The organism is Micromonospora sp. NPDC049240 (genome assembly GCF_040647835.1).
GTDB lineage: Bacteria > Actinomycetota > Actinomycetes > Mycobacteriales > Micromonosporaceae > Micromonospora.
In genome coordinates this window covers 148,452-166,959 of sequence record NZ_JBEZCX010000015.1, presented here as the reverse complement: position 1 = coordinate 166,959, position 18,508 = coordinate 148,452, and the positions used below count along the sequence as shown (strand labels likewise).

Annotated in this window: 15 protein-coding genes and 1 pseudogene; 11 read left to right on the top strand and 5 right to left on the bottom strand. The window is 73.6% G+C overall.

Going from position 1 to position 18,508, the window contains the following annotated elements; genetic code table 11:
- The first annotated feature begins 36 nt into the window (after nucleotides 1–36).
- The 4 genes from AB0B02_RS23370 to AB0B02_RS23355 all read left to right on the top strand — a co-directional run bounded on the left by AB0B02_RS23370 (nucleotide 37) and on the right by AB0B02_RS23355 (nucleotide 2,872).
- A complete protein-coding gene (locus AB0B02_RS23370) occupies nucleotides 37–531 on the top strand; it encodes a SigE family RNA polymerase sigma factor (protein WP_281937554.1) in 495 nt (164 codons plus the stop codon).
- Entirely contained in the window at nucleotides 528–1,583 is a 1,056-nt protein-coding gene (locus AB0B02_RS23365; protein WP_357303422.1) for a hypothetical protein, read from the top strand. The genes AB0B02_RS23370 and AB0B02_RS23365 overlap by 4 nt, the downstream gene beginning before the upstream one ends.
- Nucleotides 1,584–1,663: 80 nt before the next feature.
- The gene (locus AB0B02_RS23360) at nucleotides 1,664–1,996 is read left to right on the top strand and encodes a hypothetical protein (RefSeq protein ID WP_281938573.1); all 333 of its coding nucleotides are present in this window, start codon (nucleotides 1,664–1,666) and stop codon (nucleotides 1,994–1,996) included.
- Between the two features lie 66 nt (nucleotides 1,997–2,062).
- On the top strand, nucleotides 2,063–2,872 hold the full coding sequence (locus tag AB0B02_RS23355; RefSeq protein ID WP_281937550.1) for an alpha/beta hydrolase: 810 nt from the start codon (nucleotides 2,063–2,065) through the stop codon (nucleotides 2,870–2,872).
- Between the two features lie 114 nt (nucleotides 2,873–2,986).
- Here the strand turns inward: AB0B02_RS23355 and AB0B02_RS23350 are convergent, their stop codons facing one another.
- From AB0B02_RS23350 to mce, 4 genes are all read right to left on the bottom strand, one after another.
- Nucleotides 2,987–5,020, bottom strand: a complete 2,034-nt coding sequence (locus AB0B02_RS23350) for a hypothetical protein (RefSeq protein ID WP_281937548.1) — start codon at nucleotides 5,018–5,020, stop codon at nucleotides 2,987–2,989.
- Between the two features lie 170 nt (nucleotides 5,021–5,190).
- A complete protein-coding gene (locus AB0B02_RS23345; RefSeq protein WP_357303418.1) occupies nucleotides 5,191–6,447 on the bottom strand; it encodes a DivIVA domain-containing protein in 1,257 nt (418 codons plus the stop codon).
- 275 nt (nucleotides 6,448–6,722) lie between these two features.
- Nucleotides 6,723–8,078: a crotonyl-CoA carboxylase/reductase gene (gene ccrA / locus AB0B02_RS23340; protein ID WP_357303415.1), complete on the bottom strand. Its 1,356-nt coding sequence runs from the start codon at nucleotides 8,076–8,078 to the stop codon at nucleotides 6,723–6,725.
- A gap of 296 nt (nucleotides 8,079–8,374) precedes the next feature.
- Nucleotides 8,375–8,839 carry a methylmalonyl-CoA epimerase gene (gene mce / locus AB0B02_RS23335; RefSeq protein WP_107157028.1) on the bottom strand — a complete coding sequence of 155 codons (465 nt, stop codon included), beginning with the start codon at nucleotides 8,837–8,839 and terminating at the stop codon, nucleotides 8,375–8,377.
- Between the two features lie 61 nt (nucleotides 8,840–8,900).
- Between mce and AB0B02_RS23330 the strand changes: the two genes are divergently transcribed.
- The 7 genes and pseudogenes from AB0B02_RS23330 to AB0B02_RS23300 all read left to right on the top strand — a co-directional run bounded on the left by AB0B02_RS23330 (nucleotide 8,901) and on the right by AB0B02_RS23300 (nucleotide 16,347).
- Nucleotides 8,901–10,100 (top strand): acetyl-CoA C-acetyltransferase, encoded by a 1,200-nt coding sequence (locus tag AB0B02_RS23330; RefSeq protein ID WP_357303412.1) that lies wholly within the window; start codon nucleotides 8,901–8,903, stop codon nucleotides 10,098–10,100.
- Nucleotides 10,097–11,089, top strand: a complete 993-nt coding sequence (gene meaB / locus AB0B02_RS23325; RefSeq protein WP_357303409.1) for a methylmalonyl Co-A mutase-associated GTPase MeaB — start codon at nucleotides 10,097–10,099, stop codon at nucleotides 11,087–11,089. Before AB0B02_RS23330 ends, meaB begins: the two co-directional genes overlap by 4 nt.
- A 157-nt stretch (nucleotides 11,090–11,246) precedes the next feature.
- Nucleotides 11,247–11,660 carry an Asp23/Gls24 family envelope stress response protein gene (locus AB0B02_RS23320; RefSeq protein WP_281937539.1) on the top strand — a complete coding sequence of 138 codons (414 nt, stop codon included), beginning with the start codon at nucleotides 11,247–11,249 and terminating at the stop codon, nucleotides 11,658–11,660.
- Between the two features lie 335 nt (nucleotides 11,661–11,995).
- Nucleotides 11,996–12,258: pseudogene (locus AB0B02_RS23315) on the top strand (hypothetical protein).
- 61 nt (nucleotides 12,259–12,319) lie between these two features.
- Nucleotides 12,320–14,008 carry a methylmalonyl-CoA mutase family protein gene (locus tag AB0B02_RS23310; protein ID WP_357303405.1) on the top strand — a complete coding sequence of 563 codons (1,689 nt, stop codon included), beginning with the start codon at nucleotides 12,320–12,322 and terminating at the stop codon, nucleotides 14,006–14,008.
- Between the two features lie 135 nt (nucleotides 14,009–14,143).
- Nucleotides 14,144–15,061, top strand: a complete 918-nt coding sequence (locus AB0B02_RS23305) for a tetratricopeptide repeat protein (RefSeq protein WP_281937534.1) — start codon at nucleotides 14,144–14,146, stop codon at nucleotides 15,059–15,061.
- A 65-nt stretch (nucleotides 15,062–15,126) separates the two neighbouring features.
- Nucleotides 15,127–16,347, top strand: a complete 1,221-nt coding sequence (locus AB0B02_RS23300; protein WP_308447826.1) for an arginase family protein — start codon at nucleotides 15,127–15,129, stop codon at nucleotides 16,345–16,347.
- Between the two features lie 42 nt (nucleotides 16,348–16,389).
- On the opposite strand, the gene AB0B02_RS23295 is transcribed toward AB0B02_RS23300, so the two are convergent.
- On the bottom strand, nucleotides 16,390–18,351 hold the full coding sequence (locus AB0B02_RS23295) for a penicillin-binding transpeptidase domain-containing protein (protein WP_357303401.1): 1,962 nt from the start codon (nucleotides 18,349–18,351) through the stop codon (nucleotides 16,390–16,392).
- Nucleotides 18,352–18,508: the final 157 nt, after the last annotated feature.

Genomic DNA, 18,508 nt, shown 5'->3' with positions numbered 1-18,508 from the left:
GTCAACGGCCTGCGCCGGTGACGGCGTCATGAGGGTGTGACCTTCGAGGAGTACGTCGGCAGCCGGGGCCCGGCCCTGTTACGCCTGGCCCGGCTGCTGACCGGCGACGCGCACCGCGCCGAGGACCTGACCCAGGACGTGCTGGCCCGCGCGTACGTGCACTGGCGGCGGATCGCCCGCGCCGACCGGCCCGACGTGTACGTGCGCCGGATGCTGGTCAACGCCAACCACTCCTGGTGGCGGCGGCGGTCCAACCGCGAGCTGGCGATGGACACGTTCGCCGAGCGGCCCGAGCGGGGCGACCTCGACGGCGAGGCGGCCGACCGGGACGAGATGTGGCGGCTGATCCGTGCCCTGCCCGACCGCCAGCGCGCCGTGCTCGTGCTGCGCTACTACGAGGACCTGGACGACGCGACGATCGCCCAGATCCTCGACTGCTCCCCGGTCACCGTCCGCACCCACGCGATGCGGGCGCTCGCCCACCTCCGGGAGCGCTGCGGCGTCCCGACGACCAAGGGGAGCCGGCCGTGACCGACCTCGACCAGCGGATCGCCTCAGTGCTGCGGGAGCACGCCGAAGGGGAGACCGACACCGGCCGCCTGCTGCGCGGTTCCCGCACGCTCGGCCGGCGTCGGCAGGCGCGCCGCCGGGCCGCCGCCGGCGCCGCGCTTGCCCTGGTCGGCGTGCTCGGCCTCGTCGGGGTGGAGCGGGCGGACGTGGGCGGGTTGGCGGGGCGCCTGCCCTGGACCGCCGCCACCCCGGCGACGCCCCCGCCCCCGGTGCCGCCGACGGCCGACGGGGTACCGGGGGCGGCCACCGACCCGGCCCGGGTCGGCGCCGATCCGCGGGTGCTGCACTTCGGCGTCGACCCGACCCAGGTCCGTTACCTGAACTGGGAGGTCCTCGGCCAGGTCGAGTCGATCCAGGTGGACACCGGGCACGGGCCGCCGGTCACGGTGCAGGTGGCGCGTTCCCGGCAGGAACTCGATGTCCGCGAGATCGACGGGTTCTCGGCGAAGGTGAGCCGGGAACGGCTCAGGTTCGACGGTGGGCGCTGGTCCAGGGTCGGCACGGACGGTCGCACGCCCGTCGCCTGGATCCAGTCCTGGCAGCCCGCACCGGGAGTCTTCGCCCGCGCGGCCACCAGCAGCGGTGACCTCTCGGTGCTGGCCCGAGCGGTGAACGCCCTCCGGTGGGACGAGGCGCGCCGGTGCGCCGCGCCGGTACGGATCGACGCGCTTCCGGAGGGATCGATTGTCGACTCGTGCCGCGCCGACGTCTCCTCGTACCCGAAGTTGGTCACCGCCCAGTTCTCGGTGATGCGGAACGGCGCGACGATGACCGTCTGGTATCGCTACGCGGTGGGCGCCGGCACCAGCACCAAGGCCAACCGGTCGTACGCCGGCCGGCCGGCGTACGTGGTGCCTGGTGGATGGACGCTCGACCTGGTCGGCGTCCCGAAGGTGGAGCTGAGGGCCACCGTCGGCACGGCGGTGCCCGGATTCACCGAGGCGGAGGCGGGGATGCTGCTTGCCGACGCGCGACTGGCGAAGGATCCGTCCGACCTGACGACGTGGCCCTGACCGTGCGAGATCCTGGTACGGGAGCCGCCCCGGAAGCGCGGGGCCGTACCAGGATCGCCCGGATGCGGGCCGTACGCTTGGTGACCGTGAGCCCCCGTCGCAATCGGCCCCGCCGGGACGAGACCACCGGTCTGGACGCCGAACGAGCCCGCCACGGCGTGTCGACCGTGCAGCAGTGGCGCGACGGCGACTGGCAGGTGCGTGGGATCAGCGGCGGCGCCTCCGCCAAGACGTACCGTTGTCCCGGGTGTGACCAGGAGATCCGTCCGGGCGTGGCGCACCTGGTGGCCTGGCCGGCCGACGACCGGGGTGACCTGACCGACCGCCGGCACTGGCACAGCGGCTGTTGGCGGGCCCGGGACCGGCGCGCCCCCAACCTCCAGCGCGGCCGGGGCGCCCCCCGGCACGGCTGAGCGATCTGGATCACCCGGTTCCCGCCCCGGCGGGCGGCGGGGCCGGCGGCGCGGGACACTGGCACGGTGAGCACTCCGATTCGCGCGTCGTCGATCCTGCCCGGCCGCCGGGAGGACATCGAGCTGCACACCGCCGACGGGCTGACACTCGTCGGCGAGCTGGCCCGGCCGGTGGAGCGCGAGCCGGTCGGCACGCTGGTGTGCCTGCACCCGCTGCCCACCCACGGCGGGATGATGGACAGCCACGTGTTGCGCAAGGCCGCCTGGCGGCTGCCCGCGCTGGCCGACCTGGCCGTGCTCCGGTTCAACACCCGGGGCACCAGCAGCGTCCGCGGCACCAGCGAGGGGGCGTTCGACAACGCCGTCAGCGAGCGGTTCGACGTGGCCGCCGCGATCGAGTACGCCGAGTTCCACGAGCTGCCGAACATCTGGCTGGTCGGCTGGTCGTTCGGCACCGACCTGGCGCTGAAGTACGGCTGCGACCCGGCTGTCGCCGGCGCGATCCTGCTCTCCCCGCCGTTGCGCTTCTCCGCCCCGGAGGATCTCGCGGTCTGGGCCGACTCGGGCCGGCCGCTGACCGCCCTGGTGCCGGAGTTCGACGACTACCTGCGCCCGGACGAGGCCCGGCAGCGGTTCGCCGCCGTGCCGCAGGCCGAGGTGGTCGGCGTGGACGGCGCCAAGCACCTCTGGGTCGGCGACGCGGAGAAGGCGCTCGACGAGATCGTCCGGCGCGTCGCCCCGGGCGTGCCGGTGCCGCTGCCGACGAGCTGGGACGGCCCGATGGAGACCGGCGACGTCAGCGCGTACGCGGACCGGACGGTCGCCGCGTTCGCCGACACCCCGGTCCCCGGCCCGGCCCAGCGGCGCGCCGAGTAGCGCTCACCCGGCCGGCCGGCTCTCCCCCGCGTGGACGGGGATGGGTGAGCAAGGGGTTTGCGTCATCGCGGAGATCGACTGTGACGCGAACTCCTTGATCACTCCCGAGGCGGGTCAGTCCTTGTCGACGGTGACCGCGCTGGGCTTGGCGCTGCGCTCGTCGGTGGTGGGCTTGGTCGGGCGCTTGCCGTTCTCGCCGGTGCTGGTGATCTTCGTCGGGGTGGCGCCCCGGCCACCCTCGCCCGGCACGGCGGCCACGGTGGGCTCCCCGTCGACACCCGTGCCGACGGCCGAGTCCATCGTGGTCACCGGCTCGGCGATCGGCTTCGCCGGCCCGGCCTCCGCCGGCTCGCCGGCCGACCGGTTCCCGCCCTGCTCCGGCCCGGCGCCGTTGGCCGAGACCGCGGCGGTGCCCTTCGCCGGGCCACGGCCCCCCGGGGCGCCGCCACCCACGGGCACGCCGTCCCCCGCCGGCCGGCCGCCGGTGGCGGCGGTGGCCAGCTCCGCCGGGTCGACCGGGGTGGCCGAGATGCCGGCCGAGTCGGCGTCCCGACGCAGCTCGGTGAGCCGGCGCTCCAGGTCGTCGGACTCCTGCCGGGACTTCCACGTCCCGGTGCGCAGGTCGGCCAGCTCCTGCTGCGCCGTGGCGATCTCCAGCATCACGTGGGCGAGCTGCTGCCGGCCGGCGGCCACCTCCTGCTGGGTGGCGGCGAGGTGCTGCTGGGTGGTGGCCAGGTGCTGCTGGGTGGTGGCCGCGTACTCCTCGAACTGGCGACGCGAGGCCGCCACGTGCTCGTCGGCCCGGCGGCGCTGCTCGGTGGCGTCCGCCTCGGCCCGGCGCAGCAGCTCGGCGGCCTCCAGCTCGGCCTGCTGCCGCATGGTGAGCGCGTCGGACTCGGCGGCCTGCCGGATGCTCGCGGCGTTGCGCTCGATCTCGTCGCGCCGGGCAGCGTACGCCTGCTCCAGCTCCTCGTGCCGGCTGGTGTGCTGCTTGTCGAGCTCGTCGCGGCGCTTGGCGAACTCCTGCTCGGCGGCGGCGCGGCGCTGGGCCAGCTCCTTCTCCGCCTTCTCGCGCTGGCCGGCGACCTCCTTCTCCACCCCGGCCCGCCACGCGCCCAGCTCCTGCTGGGTCTGCGCGCGGGACTGCTGCACGTACGCCTCGGTCTCGGTGCGCATCCGCTGCACGTACGCCTCGACCTCGGCGCGGTTGCGCTTACCGGCCTCGGTGGCCTCGGTGGTGAGCCGACTGGCCTCGGTGCGGGCCCGGCCGCGGGTGGCCTTGGCGGCCTCCTCCGCGTCGTCGACGATCTTCTTGGCCTCGGCGAGCGCCTTGGCGTGGGTGGCCCGGCCCGCCTCGGCGGCGGCGTCGGTGAGCCGCTTGGCCTCCTGCTGGCCCTTGGCGTGCACCTCCTTGGCCGCCTCGCGGAGCTGGCTGGCCTCCTGCTGCGCCTTGGCCAGCACCTCCTTGGCGGCCTCGCGCAGCCGGGCCGCCTCCTGCTGGGCCCGGGCGTGGATCTCCTTGGCGGTGTCCCGTAGCTGGGTGGCCTCCTGCTGCGCCTTGGCCAGCGCGTCCTGGGCGGTCCGGCGCAGCTTCTCGGCCTCGTCCTGGGCGGCCGTACGCAGCTTGGCGGACTCGTCCCTGGCGGCCTTCAGCGTCGCCTCCGCCTCGGCCTTGCGGGTCGCGGTGTGCCGCTCCTCCTCGGCGCGGCGGGCGGCGAGCGCGATCTCGAAGTCGTTGAGCGCCTGCGCGGCCTGCTCCCGGGCCTCCTCGACGATGTGCTCGGCGGCGGCCCGACGGGCCTCGATCTCCTCGTTGGCGGCGGCGAGGATGTCGTCGGCCTGCTCCTCGGCCATGGTGAGGATCTGCTCGACCCGGGGACCGAGGTGCCGGAACGAGGCGCGGTCCACCACACCGACCTGCTTGCGCACCTGGGCGAGGTCGCGCTGGAGCACCTCGACCTGGCCGGCGAGCTTGTGGATCTGGGTGTACGCCTGTTCCCGCTCGGTGGTCAGCGCCGCGATCTCGTGTTCCGCGCGGGCGACGTAGCGGTCGACCTGTCGTTTCTCGTATCCCCGCAGCGCGGACTCGAAGCTGGGCTCCGTGGTCACGTCCCCGCCGAGCGCGAACAGTTCCTCGCCGTGCGACATGCCCCCATCCTCACACGCCTCCGCCTCCGCGGGGGCGATACGGACGCCCCTTCTGGGACCTACTTCACCCTCGTGGCGAAACGGGCCGGGGAAAGCATGACGGCGCGGGGGGCACCGGTCACCCGGTGTCACCCCGCGCCGTGGCGCATGCCCCGTCAGCGGGTGGTGGCTCAGCCGGCCGTCTCGGCCGTGACCTTCTGCCCGGAGGTGTCGGCCTTCGGCGTCTCGGCTGCCTTGTTGCCGCCCGCCGGCACACCCGGCACGATGCCGGCCAGGCCGGAGAGCATCTGCCCGAGCTGGGAGGTGACCGCGTCCTTCTGGCGGGTCAGGTCCTCGACCTCCCGGCGGGCCGCCTGCGTGGTCAGCTCCGCCTCGGTGCGGGCCTCGTTGAGCACCCGCTGCGCCTCGGCCCGCGCCTCGTTGAGCGTCTTGTCGGCCAGCGCCTTGGCCTTGTCGACCGTGTCGTTGGCGGTGCGCTCGGACTCGACCCGGCGCGACTCGGCCCGCTGCTCGATCTCCTTGGCCCGCTCCTGGGCGGCCCGGGCCCGCTGCTCGGCCTCGTTGACCATCTTCTGGGTCTGCGTGACCTGGGCGGCGTGCCGCGCCGACTCCTCGCGCTCGGACTTCTCGCGCCGCTCGGCGAGCTGGAGCTCCAGGGCCTGGAGGTCCTTGTCGCGCTTGTCGCGCGCGTCGGTGAGCAGCTTGGTCGCCTCGGCCCGCTTCTCCTCGGCCTCCCGGGCGGCCTTGGCCCGCTGCTGGGTGATCTCCCGCTCGGCGGTGGCGCGCAGCGTGGCGACCTCCCGCTCGACCGTCGACTTCAGCTCGGCCACCTCGTGCGCGGTGACCGTACGCAGCTGCTTGGTCTCCCGGTCGGCGTCGGAGCGCAGCGTGTCCGCCTCCCGGCGGGCCTGCACGCGGACCTCGGCGGCCTCCCGCTCGGCGGCGGTGCGGACGGTGCCGGCCTCCCGCTCGGCGGTGGCCTTCATGGCGGCGGCCTCGGCGCGGGCCTTGTCGGTGATCTCGCGCGCCTCCAGGCGGGCGGCGGAGAGGATGCCCTCCGACTCGCGCTTGGCCTCGTTGCGGTGGTCGTTGGCCTGCTCCTCGGCCAGCCGCAGGATCTGCTCGACGCGGGTGCCCAGGCCGGAGAGGGTCGGCCGGCTGTTCTCCTCGAGCTGCTTGTTGGTCTCGGTGAGCTTCTGCTCGAGCGCGCCCTGGCGCTGCTCGGCCTGCCGGAGCCGGCGCTGGGCGTCGTTCATCCGCTGCTCGGCCTCGGCGCGGGCCTGCTCGGACTGGCTCAGTGCGGCGCTCAGCCGGCCGATGAAGTCGTCGACCTGGTTGGTGTTGTATCCGCGCAGGCCAACAGTGAAATCGGGCTGTGAGTTCGCGTTATCGAAGAACGCAAGAGGGGAGGACTGCTGCTGGGGCATTGGGACATACTCGCAGACCCCCCAGGGTGGTTCGCAAGAGTGGTCGGCAGCTTTCGCGTCCTCTTTACATGGTCAACTTCTGCCGGCCGGGGGACCGGAGCAATCGGCGATCTTGGCAGGTCCCGGGCCGGACGGTGGCGCCGGACGGTCGGCGGGAAAGGGCCGCGGACGGGTGCCCGCGGCCCTTTGTGTTGATGACTGTCTTCATGACTGTCCGGGCGACAGTCGAATGGCGTCCCGCTCCGCCGGAAAGGCAATCCGTCGACGCCGTACGGTCAGTGCCCGCGGAACCGGTTGATCGCGCTTTCGTGCCGGGAGCGCAGCTCGGTGTCCCGGACGCCGAGCCCGTCGGTGGGCGCCAGGCAGCGCACGCCGACCTTGCCCTGGTGCGCGTTGCGGTGCACCTCGTACGCGGCCTGACCGGTCTGCTCCAGCGGGTACGTCCTCGACACCGTCGGATGCACCTTGCCGAGCGCGACGAGCCGGTTGGCCTGCCACGCCTCGTGGTAGTTGGCGAAGTGGCTGCCGACGATGCGCTTGAGGTGCATCCACAGGTAGCGGTTGTCGTACTGGTGCAGGAACCCGCTGGTGGAGGCGCAGGTGACGATCGTGCCGCCCTTCTTGGCGACGTAGACGCTGGCGCCGAACGTCTCCCGGCCCGGGTGCTCGAAGACGATGTCCGGGTCCTCACCGCCGGTCAGCTCGCGGATCCGCTCGCCGAAGCGCCGCCACTCGTCCTGGTCCTGCGTGTGCTCGTCGGACCAGAACCGGAAGCCCTCGGCGGTGCGGTCGATGACCAGCTCGGCGCCCATCCGCCGGCACAGCTCGGCCTTCTCCGGCGAGGAGACCACGCAGACCGGGATCGCGCCGCCGCCCAGCGCCATCTGGGTCGCGTAGCCGCCCAGGCCGCCGGAGGCGCCCCAGATCAGCACCACGTCGCCCTGCTTCATGTTCGCGCCGTGGTGCGAGACGAGCTGCCGGTACGCGGTGGAGTTGACCAGCCCGGGGCTGGCCGCCTCCTCCCAGCTCAGGTGGCGCGGCTTCGGCATGAGCTGGTTGGCCTTGACCACGCACAGCTCGGCCAGGCCGCCGAAGTTGGTCTCGAAGCCCCAGATCCGCTGCTGCGGGTCGAGCATGGTGTCGTCGTGGCCGGCGGCGTCCTCCAGCTCGACCGACAGGCAGTGCGCGACCACCTCGTCACCGGTCTTCCACCGGGTCACGCCGGGGCCGGTCCGCAGCACCACGCCGGCCGCGTCCGAGCCGACCACGTGGTACGGCAGGTCGTGGCGGCGGGTCAGCTCGGAGAGCCGGCCGTACCGCTGGAGGAACTTGAACGTGGGCAGCGGCTCGAAGATGCTGGTCCACACCGTGTTGTAGTTGATCGCGCTGGCCATGACCGCGACCAGCGCCTCGCCCGGCCCCAGCTCGGGGGTGGGCACCTCCTGGACGTGCAGCGCCTTGCGCGGGTCCTTGTCCCGGGTGGCCATGCCCTCGAACATCCGGGTGTCCTCGGCCCGCACCACCACGCCCCGGTAGCTCTCCGGCACCGGCAGGCCGGCCAGGCCGGCGAGGTCCCGTTCCGGCCGCGCCGAGCCCTCCGTCGCCATGATCGCTTCAAGGATGTCCTGCACGGTGACCTCCCGTTCGTCAGCACCCGCACCGGGGCAGGGGTGCTGCCATCGTCGGCGCCGGTGCGACGGGACCGCCATGTCGGCAATCGACACATCCGGCACCGGTCGCGCTCCTGTGGGCCGGGACGTTACTGAACGGTAGCTTGGGTCGGAAGGGCTGTGTGAAAAACTGCATCGGCCGATGCGTGGAGATGTCCGTGGGAACGCGCAACCGCGCATGGCCGCGCGTGTTCCCACTGGTTAGGAAGGGCCCCTCGTTAACAGACGTCTGTTAACAAGGGGCCCTTCCTTGCGCCTCAGGCGGGTTGGACCAGCTCGATCAGCACGCCGCCGGCGTCCTTCGGGTGCACGAAGTTCACCCGGGAGTCCGACGTGCCGCGCCGGGGCGCCTCGTACAGCAGCCGGACGCCGCGCTCGCGCAGCGCCGCGCAGGCCACGTCGATGTCCGCCACCGTGTACGCGACCTGCTGGATACCCGGCCCGCGCTTGTCCAGGAACTTGCCGATGGTGGTGTCCGGCGAGAGCGGGGCGAGCAGTTGCACCATGCCGCCGGAGGCGTCCGGCCCGACCGCCAGCATCGCCTCGCGTACGCCCTGCTCGTCGTTCGTCTCGGTGTGCACGCAGCGCATCCCGAAGGTGCGCTGGTAGAAGTCGATCGCGGCGTCCAGGTCCGCGACCGCGATCCCGACGTGGTCGATGCGGCGCAGACCGATGTCTGTGACAAACTCGGCAGCGGGCTCGACGGGGGAGTTCTCAGCCATGGCGCTAGTCTGACCGAACAATCGTTAAGGCGTACAGGTCGGCACCCCTCGGAGGCAGGCAATGGCTTCGGTGATCGTCAGCGGCGCGCGAACCCCGATGGGGCGCCTGCTGGGCAACCTCAAGGACCTCCCCGCGACCAAACTCGGTGGCATCGCGATCAAGGCGGCGCTGGAGCGCGCCGGCGTGGCACCGGACCAGGTGCAGTACGTGATCATGGGGCAGGTGCTCCAGGCCGGCGCCGGGCAGATCCCGGCCCGCCAGGCCGCCGTCGAGGCCGGCATCCCGATGTCCACCCCGGCGCTGACCATCAACAAGGTGTGCCTCTCCGGGCTGGACGCCATCGCGCTGGCCGACCAGCTCATCCGGGCCGGCGAGTTCGACATCGTGGTGGCCGGTGGCATGGAGTCGATGACCAACGCCCCGCACCTGCTGCTCGGGCAGCGCTCCGGCTACAAGTACGGCGACGTCACGGTCAAGGACCACATGGCGCTCGACGGTCTCACCGACGCCTGGGACTGCTGCTCGATGGGGGAGTCCACCGAGCGGCACGGCGCGAAGCACGGCATCACCCGCGCGGAGCAGGATGCCTTCGCCGCCGCCAGCCACCAGCGCGCCGCCGCCGCCCAGAAGAACGGCCACTTCGCCGAGGAGATCACCCCGGTGATCATTCCGCAGCGCAAGGGCGACCCGCTGGTGGTCAGCGAGGACGAGGGCATCCGGCCGGACACGACCGCCGAGTCGCTGGGCCGGCTGCGTCCCGCCTTCGCCAAGGACGGCACCATCACCGCCGGCAGTTCCTCGCCGATCTCCGACGGCGCCGCCGCGGTGGTCGTGATGAGCAAGGCCAAGGCCACCGAACTGGGCCTCACCTGGCTGGCCGAGATCGGTGCGCACGGCAACGTGGCCGGGCCGGACAACTCCCTGCACTCGCAGCCGTCCAACGCCATCAACCACGCGCTGCGCAAGGGCGGCCTGAGCCTGGACGACCTCGACCTCATCGAGATCAACGAGGCGTTCGCCGCGGTCGGCATCCAGTCCACCCGTGACCTCGGGATCAGCGCGGACAAGGTCAACGTCAACGGCGGCGCGATCGCGCTGGGCCACCCGATCGGCATGTCCGGCGCCCGGCTGGTGCTCACGCTGGCGCTGGAGCTGAAGCGGCGCGGTGGCGGCACCGGCGCGGCGGCGCTCTGCGGCGGTGGCGGCCAGGGCGACGCGCTGATCATCCACGTGCCGACGGGCGGCGAGTCGCACGCGTGAGTGACGTGACCAACCCGGCCACCCCTCCGGTGCGCCGCAGCCGCGACGTACCCCTGCTGGTCGAGCGGGCCCGCGCGGGTGACGCCCGCGCGGTGGCCCGGCTGATCACCCTGGTCGAGTCCGGCGACGAGGTGCTGCCGCAGGTCGCGGCCGCCCTCGCGCCGTTCGCCGGGCACGCCCAGGTGGTCGGGCTGACCGGTTCGCCGGGCGTGGGCAAGTCGACCACCACGAACGAGCTGGTACGCGCGCTGCGGGCGCGCGGTCACCGGGTCGGCGTGCTGGCCATCGACCCGTCCAGCCCGTTCACCGGCGGGGCGATCCTCGGCGACCGGGTCCGGATGCAGGACCACGCCACCGATCCCGGCGTCTACATCCGTTCCATGTCCAGCCGGGGCCATCTCGGCGGGCTCTCCGCCGCGACCCCCCAGGCGGTGCGCGTGCTGGAGGGCGCCGGCTGCGACGTGGTGCTGGTGGAGACCGTCGGGGTGGGGCAGGCCGAGGTGGAGGTGGCCTCGCTGGCCGACACCACGCTGGTGCTGCTCGCGCCGGGCATGGGTGACGCGATCCAGGCGGTCAAGGCCGGCATCCTGGAGATCGCCGACGTGTTCGTGGTGAACAAGGCCGACCGGGACGGCGCGGACGCCACGGTCCGCGACATCCAGGGCATGATCGCGCTCGGCGAGCGTGGGCCGGGGGAGTGGCGTCCGCAGGTGGTGCGCGCGATCGCGGCCCGCGCGGAGGGCATCGACGACATCGCCGCCGCGATCGACAAGCACCGCGACTGGCTGGAGCGCCACGACGAGCTGCGCCGTCGCCGGGAGGCGCGGGCCGCCGCCGAGATCGAGGCGATCGCGCTGGGCGCGCTCCGCGCCCGGATCGGCTCACTGCACGACGGTACGCAGCTCCCTGCGCTCGCCGCAAAGGTCGCCCAGGGCGCCCTGGACCCCTACGCAGCCGCCGCCGACCTCCTCACTCAACTCGCCACCTGACCCGTCGATCTTGCGGTTACTGCCCCGGCAAAGGCGACACAAGGGGCATTCGCCGGGCACAAAGTCCATGATCGACGGTGGTGTCGGGCGGGGGCGTGGCCGGGGCGGTGTGGCTTGTACGCTCCCGGGGTCGGTTGGAGCGAGGGTGGGGGAAAGCGTGGAGCACGAGGCTACGCAGGAGCTGTCGATCACGCCGGCCGCAACGGCGGGCGGGACGACGCACGTCGCCGACGAGGTGGTCGAGAAGATCGCGGTGGCCGCCGCGAAGTCCGTGCCCGGCGTGGCCGAGTTGGGCGGCGACGTGGCCCGGTTCTTCAACGCCGTGCTGGACCGGGTCGGCCTGGACCAGGTCGGCGACGCCCGGCGCGGCTGCTCGGCCCATGTCACCGACGGCGCGGCCGTGGTCAACCTGGTCATCGTGATCGACGGCGGTCACCCGGTGCCGCAGGTCACCGACGGTGTGCGGGCCGCGGTCACGTCCGCGGTCGAGGCGTACGGGCTGCGCGTCGACGAGATCAACATCCGGGTGGACGACGTCGCGATCGGGGACCCGGGCACGTCTCTCGGCTGATCCCGCTCGCCCAGCGACGCCGGGGCCGGTGAGTGGGTTCGCATAAGCCGGCACGGGAGATGCCTGTGCCGGCCTTCCCCGGTCGTTCACCGCGGGCGCCAAACACCCATGGCGTTCCAGTCAAGCCCTGTCGGGGCGGTGGGTGGAACGCCATGGGTGTGTCAGGGTGCCGCAGACACCCGTGGCGTTCCAGTCGTGCCCTGTCCTGTCCGGAACGAGCGTCGGGGCTGATCGCCTCGGTCAGGCGTCGGGCGGGCGGATTAGCTCCACCTCGCCCGGGCGGGGCGGCCGGGTGGATCCGCCCTTCCAGTGCTCCGACGCGAGAGGCGAGCGCGATGCCGGACCGGTTCGTCATCCACCTGCCAGTGGTTGCCGGTGACCTGGCCGGCGCGGTGCGCCTGGCCCGGGTGGTCGCCCGCTGGTCGGGCGTGCTCACCTCGGCCGACCCCGGGGAGACCACCGTGTCGGCCGAGGCGAGCAGGGCGTACGCCATCGGGTCTTCTGCGACCTGCGGATGATCGGCGGCCGGCGCTGTCTGCTCCGCGCCGACCACGACGGGCCCTGCTCCCGGGTTACCGGCCGGTACGCCGGTCCTTAGCGATCGTTCAGGCATTCGTTCTACACTCGGTCTTCACGAGGACCGAGGAGGAGCTCCGCGCATGGACGCTGACGAGATCGCCGCCGGCCGGGCCCGCTGGCAGGCCCGCTACGACGCCGCCCGCAAGCGCGACGCGGACTTCACCACGCTCTCCGGCCTGCCGGTCGACCCGGTGTACGGCCCGCCGGAGGGGACCGCCTACCCGGGCTTCGAGCGGATCGGCTGGCCGGGCGAGTTCCCGTACACCCGGGGGTTGCACCCGACCGGCTACCGCGGACGGGCCTGGACCATCCGGCAGTTCGCCGGCTTCGGCAACGCCGAGCAGACCAACGAGCGCTACAAGATGATCCTCGGCGCGGGCGGTGGCGGGCTCTCCGTCGCGTTCGACATGCCGACGCTGATGGGCCGCGACTCGGACGACCCGCAGTCGCTCGGCGAGGTCGGCCACTGCGGCGTCGCGATCGACTCGGCCGCCGACATGGAGGTGCTCTTCGACGGCATCGACCTGGCCGGCGTCACCACCTCGATGACCATCTCCGGGCCGGCCGTGCCGGTGTTCTGCATGTACCTGGTCGCCGCGGAGCGCCAGGGCGCCGATGTGTCCACGCTGGACGGCACGCTCCAGACGGACATCTTCAAGGAGTACATCGCGCAGAAGGAGTGGCTCTTCGACCCCGAGCCGCACCTGCGCCTGATCGGCGACCTGATGGAGTACTGCGCGGCGGAGATCCCCCGCTACAAGCCGCTCTCGGTCTCCGGCTACCACATCCGCGAGGCCGGCTCGACCGCCGCGCAGGAGCTGGCGTACACGCTCGCCGACGGGTTCGGCTACGTCGAGCTGGGCCTGTCGCGCGGGCTGGACGTCAACGTGTTCGCCCCCGGGCTGAGCTTCTTCTTCGACTCCCACCTGGACTTCTTCGAGGAGATCGCCAAGTTCCGCGCCGCCCGCCGGATCTGGGCCCGCTGGCTGCGCGACGTGTACGGCGCGACCAGCGAGAAGGCGATGTGGCTGCGGTTCCACACGCAGACCGCCGGGGTGTCGCTGACCGCCCAGCAGCCGGTCAACAACGTGGTACGCACCGCGGTGGAGGCGCTGGCGGCGGTGCTCGGCGGCACCAACTCGCTGCACACCAACGCGCTGGACGAGACGCTGGCCCTGCCCACCGACGAGTCGGCCGAGATCGCCCTGCGGACGCAGCAGGTGCTGATGGAGGAGACCGGCGTGACCAACGTGGCCGACCCGCTCGGCGGCGCCTGGTACGTCGAGGCGCTCACCGACCGGATCGAGGCCGAGGCGGAGGAGATCTTCGCCCGGATCCGGCAGCTCGGCGGCGACGGGCCGCACCAGATCGGGCCGATGACCTCCGGCATCCTGCGCGGCATCGAGGACGGCTGGTTCACCGGGCACATCGCCGAGTCGGCGTTCGTCTACCAGCAGGCGCTGGAGAAGGGCGACAAGAAGATCGTCGGCGTCAACTGCCACACCGGCACGGTCGCCAAGGAGCTGGAGATCCTCCGCATCTCGCACGAGGTGGAGCTGGAGCAGCGTCGGGTGCTGGCCGAGCGCAAGTCGGCCCGCGACGACGCCGCGGTCACCGCCGCCGTACGCCGGATGGTGGAGGTCAGCCGGACCGGCGGGAACATGATCCCGGCGATGCTGGACGCGGTCCGCGCCGAGGCCACCCTGGGCGAGATCTGCGACGCGTTGCGCGGCGAGTGGGGCGTCTACCGCGAGCCCGCCCGCTTCTAGGCACCAGGAAGGGCCTTCCTGACGGGGCGTCTGTCAGGAAGGCCCTTCTTGCGCACTCTGAGCAGGGGTGAGAGTCGCAACGTCGCCGTTGCGGGTGAGCGGAGTTCCGTGCGGTACGTGCGAGACTAGACAACCATGAGCGACCCACGGATCACCTCGTCGATCTTCACCCGCGGCGCGGTCGACCTCAGCGCGCTGCGCACCCCCGCACCGGCCGACACCTCTCCCGCCACACCGTCCCAGGGCGGCCCGCCCGCCGGGCTGCCGGGCAGCCCCGCCGGCTCAGCCGCCGTGATCGACGTGACCGAGGCGAACATCCAGTCCGAGGTGCTCGAACGCTCGCTCGCCACACCGGTCGTGGTCTTCTTCGGCGCCGCCGGGTACCCGGAGAGCGACCAGTTCGCACCGGTGCTGGAGCGGCTGGCCGCCGAGGGCGCCGGCGCGTGGCTCCTGGCCCGGGTCGACGTGCAGCAGCAGCCCCGGCTCGCGCAGATGTTCCAACTCCAGACGTTGCCGACCACCTACGCCATCGTCGGCGGGCGGCCGGTCGACGCCTTCCCGGGCGTGGTGCCCGAGGCGCAGCTACGGCAGTGGATCCAGGCCGTGCTCAAGGCCGCCGGCGTCGAGGTGGCCGAGCCGGAGGACCCGCGGCTCGACGCCGCCGACGACGCGCTGATGAGCGGTGACCTGGACGCCGCCGAGGCGGCGTACCGGAAGATCCTGGCCGAGTCCCCGACGGACGCGGCGGCGGAGGCGGGCCTGGCGCAGGTCGGGCTGGCCCGCCGGGTGGCCGGGGCGGACCCGCAGGGGGCGCTCGACGCCGCCGCGGCGGCCCCCGACGACGTGGACGCCCAACTGCTGGCCGCCGACATCGAGGTGCTCAGCGGTCTGGCCGACCAGGCCTACCAGCGACTGGTCGGCCTGGTTCGCCGCACCGCCGGTGAGGAGCGGGACCGGGTCCGCCAGCACCTGATCGGCCTGTTCACCATCGCCGGCCCGGACGACCCCGCCGTGGCTTCCGCCCGACGCGCCCTGGCCAGCGCCTTGTTCTGAATTCGTCGCACGCCCGCGCGGGCCGGCGCGCCGCCGGCCCGCCCGACCATCGAGGACGGGAGCTCATGATGCGCCGGATCGCCGTCCTCGACGCGCCGACGAACCTCGGACTGCGCCCCCCGACGGTCAGCTCCGTGCCCGGCTGCGGCAAGGCGCCCGGCGCGCTGCGCGACCACGGGCTGCTCGCCCGGCTGCGGGCCCGCGACGCCGGCTGTCTCACCCCGCCCCGGTACGACCCGGGCGACTGGCGGCCCGGCGACGGCGTCTGCCACGCGCCGGAGATCTCGACCTACTCGGTGGCGCTGGCCGACCGGATCGGCGCGATCATCGACCGGGGCGAGTTCCCGCTGGTGCTCGGCGGGGACTGTTCGGTGCTGCTCGGCTCGGCGCTGGCCATGCACCGGCTCGGCGAGGCGGTCGGCGGGCGGATCGGGCTGGTCTTCGTGGACGGCCACTCCGACTTTCGGCACCCCGGCAACGCCTCCTACGTCGGCGCGGCGGCGGGGGAGGACCTCGCCCTGGTCACCGGGCGGGGGCAGCCCGACCTGGCCGCCATCGAGGGGCGACGCCCCTACTTCCGAGACATCGACGTGGTGGTGCTCGGCATCCGCGCGCAGGACGAGTACCGCCTCGACCTGCAGGCCGCCGGCATCACCACCCGGCCGGTGCCGGCGTTGCGCGCCGAGGGCGCGGCCCGCACCGCCCAGTGGGCGCACGAGCAGCTCGTCGACTGTGCCGGCTACTGGGTGCACATCGACGTGGACGTGCTCGACCCGGCCGTGATGCCCGCCGTCGACGCGCCCGACCCGGGCGGCATCGCCTTCGCCGAGCTGGAGATCCTGCTCGCCGGGCTGGTGGACACGCCGCACTGCCTCGGCGTCGAGCTGACCGTCTTCGACCCCGACTACGACCCGGACGGGGCGTACGCGGCGGAGATCGTGAACACGGTGGTGGCCGGGCTCGCCCCGGTCGTCGCCCCGGACGCGGTGCCGCCCCGGCTGCTGCCGGCCGGCCCGGCGGCCCCGGCACCCCGGGCGGGTGACGGCCGGGTGCCGCGCCCCGCGACGACGGTGCTCGTACCCGCCGTCGCGGCGGATCCGATCGGCCCGCCGGCCGTCCCGGACGGGGACGACGACGGTGACGACGACACGGCGGCGTGGCTGCCGGAGCCGGGCGAGAAGGACTCTGGGCCGGCCGTCGGCCCCGGGCTGCTCCGCCGCGTCGCGGTGCCCGGGATGGACGGCGGACCGGTCGGGGAGGCGCCGGCCACCGGGGAACCCGCCTGAGCGACGCCGGACCGCGCGAACCCGGTCAGCGGGTGGGGCCGGTCAGCGGGCCAGGCCGCGCAGGAACCGCTCGGCGATCGGCACCGCGCTGGCCGTGCTGGAGCCGCCCTGCTCGACGAAGACGGCGAAGGCCACGTCGCCCTGCCAGCCCACGAACCAGGCGTGCGTGTGCGCCGGGTTGTTGTCGTACTCCGCGGTGCCGGTCTTGCCGTGCACCGGCTCGCCGGGCACCTTGGCCAGGGCGGTCGCGGTGCCGGCGGTGACCACGCCGCGCATCAGGGTCTTCAGCGCGGCCACCGACTCCGGTTTGAGCGCCGGCCCGGCCGGGGCGGGCTTGCCCGGCGCCGGGTCGAGCAGCAGCTTGGGCTGCTCGAAGCGGCCCCGCGCCACGGCCGCGGTGGCGCCGGCCATCGCCAGCGGGCTGACCAGCGTGGTGCCCTGGCCGATCGCGGCGGCGGCCTGCTCGGTGCGCTCCCCGTTCGCGGAGATCTTGCCGGTGAACACGTCCGCGCCCAGGTCCCACCCGGCCTCCAGCCCGAGCGTGCGGCCGGCCTGGGCGAGCCCGTCCGGGCCGAGTTGCGGGGCCAGCGCGGTGAAGGCGGTGTTGCAGGACTTCGCGAAGTCGGTGGCGAACGGCACCGCGCCGAGCGCGAAGTTTTCCGAGTTCTTGAAGATGCGCCCGTCGACCTCGGCGGTCTTCGGGCAGTTCACCGTGGTCTGCGGGGTCACCGCGCCGCGGTCGAGCAGGCCCAACGCGCTGACCATCTTGAACGTGGAGCCGGGCGGCACCTGGGCGGTGAACGCGAGGTTCTCGCCGGCCGCGCCGGGGCCGTTCGCGGTGGCCAGCACCGCGCCGTCGCTGATCCGCACCGCGACCAGCGCGGAGCGGCGGGTCTGACCCCGCAGCGCGGCGTCGGCGGCGTTCTGGGTGGTCACGTCCAGCGTGGTCCGTACCGGCTGGCCGGGCTTCGGGTCGCTGCGGAACACCTCGGTGCCGGTGGGCTCGGTGGCGCCCTCGGCGGCGGGCCGCTCGGTGATCACGGTGACGCCGGGCACGCCACGCAGCCGCTCGTCGTACCGGCCCTGGAGGCCGCCGTGGCCGACCAGGTCGCCGCGGGCGTACCGGTCGGGGTGGGCCTGGAGATCGTCGGCCTGGGCCTGGTCGACGGAGCCGAGCAGCGCCCGGGCGAACTCCCGGGTCGGGGCCAGCATGAGCTGGTCGGTGGGGAACCGGGTGCCGGGCAGGTCGTAGATGCGGGACTTGATCTGCCGGTACGCCTCGTCGCGCAGCGTCACCACCTCGACGAGCGCGTCCCGGTCGGCCTCCTTGAGCCGCTTCGGCAGGTCGCTGAGGTCGACCGGCGGGCTGAGCGCGGGCCGGACCGCCTTGAACGCGGCGTCGAGCCGGCGCACCAGGCCGGGCACGTCCTTCACCTCCCCGGGCGCGACCTGGACCCGGACCACCGGGCGGGGCGCCACGACGGGCTTGCCGGCGGCGTCCAGGACCGCGGCCCGCTCCGCGGGCTCCCGGCGCAGGGCGAGGTGGTCGCCCTCGGTCAGCTTCTCGTGCACCACGGCCGGCTCCCAGATCACCTGCCACTGGTCGCCGCTGCCCTTGAGGCGCACCGGGTTCTCGTAGGCCCAGCGGGCGCCGCCCGGCAGCGTCCAGGTCAGCCGGACCCGGGCGGTGGCGATGTCGCCGGCGGTCGTGACCTCGCCGGTGCGTTCCAGCGTCGGCGGCGTCGCGGCCAGGTCGCCGGAGAGCGCCTTCAACTGCTTGGTCACCTCGGCCGCCGGCACCCGCGCGCCGGTCGGCGCGAGGAAGCCGACCGGTTGCAGGTCACCCGAGCGCCAGCCGCTCAGGAAGGCGTCGACGGTGCTCCCCGGCCCGTCCTCGCCGGAGCACCCGGTCACCGCGCCGGCGGCCAGCAGCGCGGCGACCAGCGCCGCGATCGGCCGGCGGCGGGATTGGCGACGGGGGTGGACGGGGTACGACAGGGGCATGAAGCGGTCCTCCGGTGCGAAGCTGACCTGCACGCTAGTACGCCACGCGGCTCCCCACCGCCCCGCCACCGCCCGCGGCGGGTTCAGAAGTGGCATGTGGCAGTGTGATGAACATCGCCAGCCGGGGTAATCCGCGACCGGCCGACCACGGACCCGC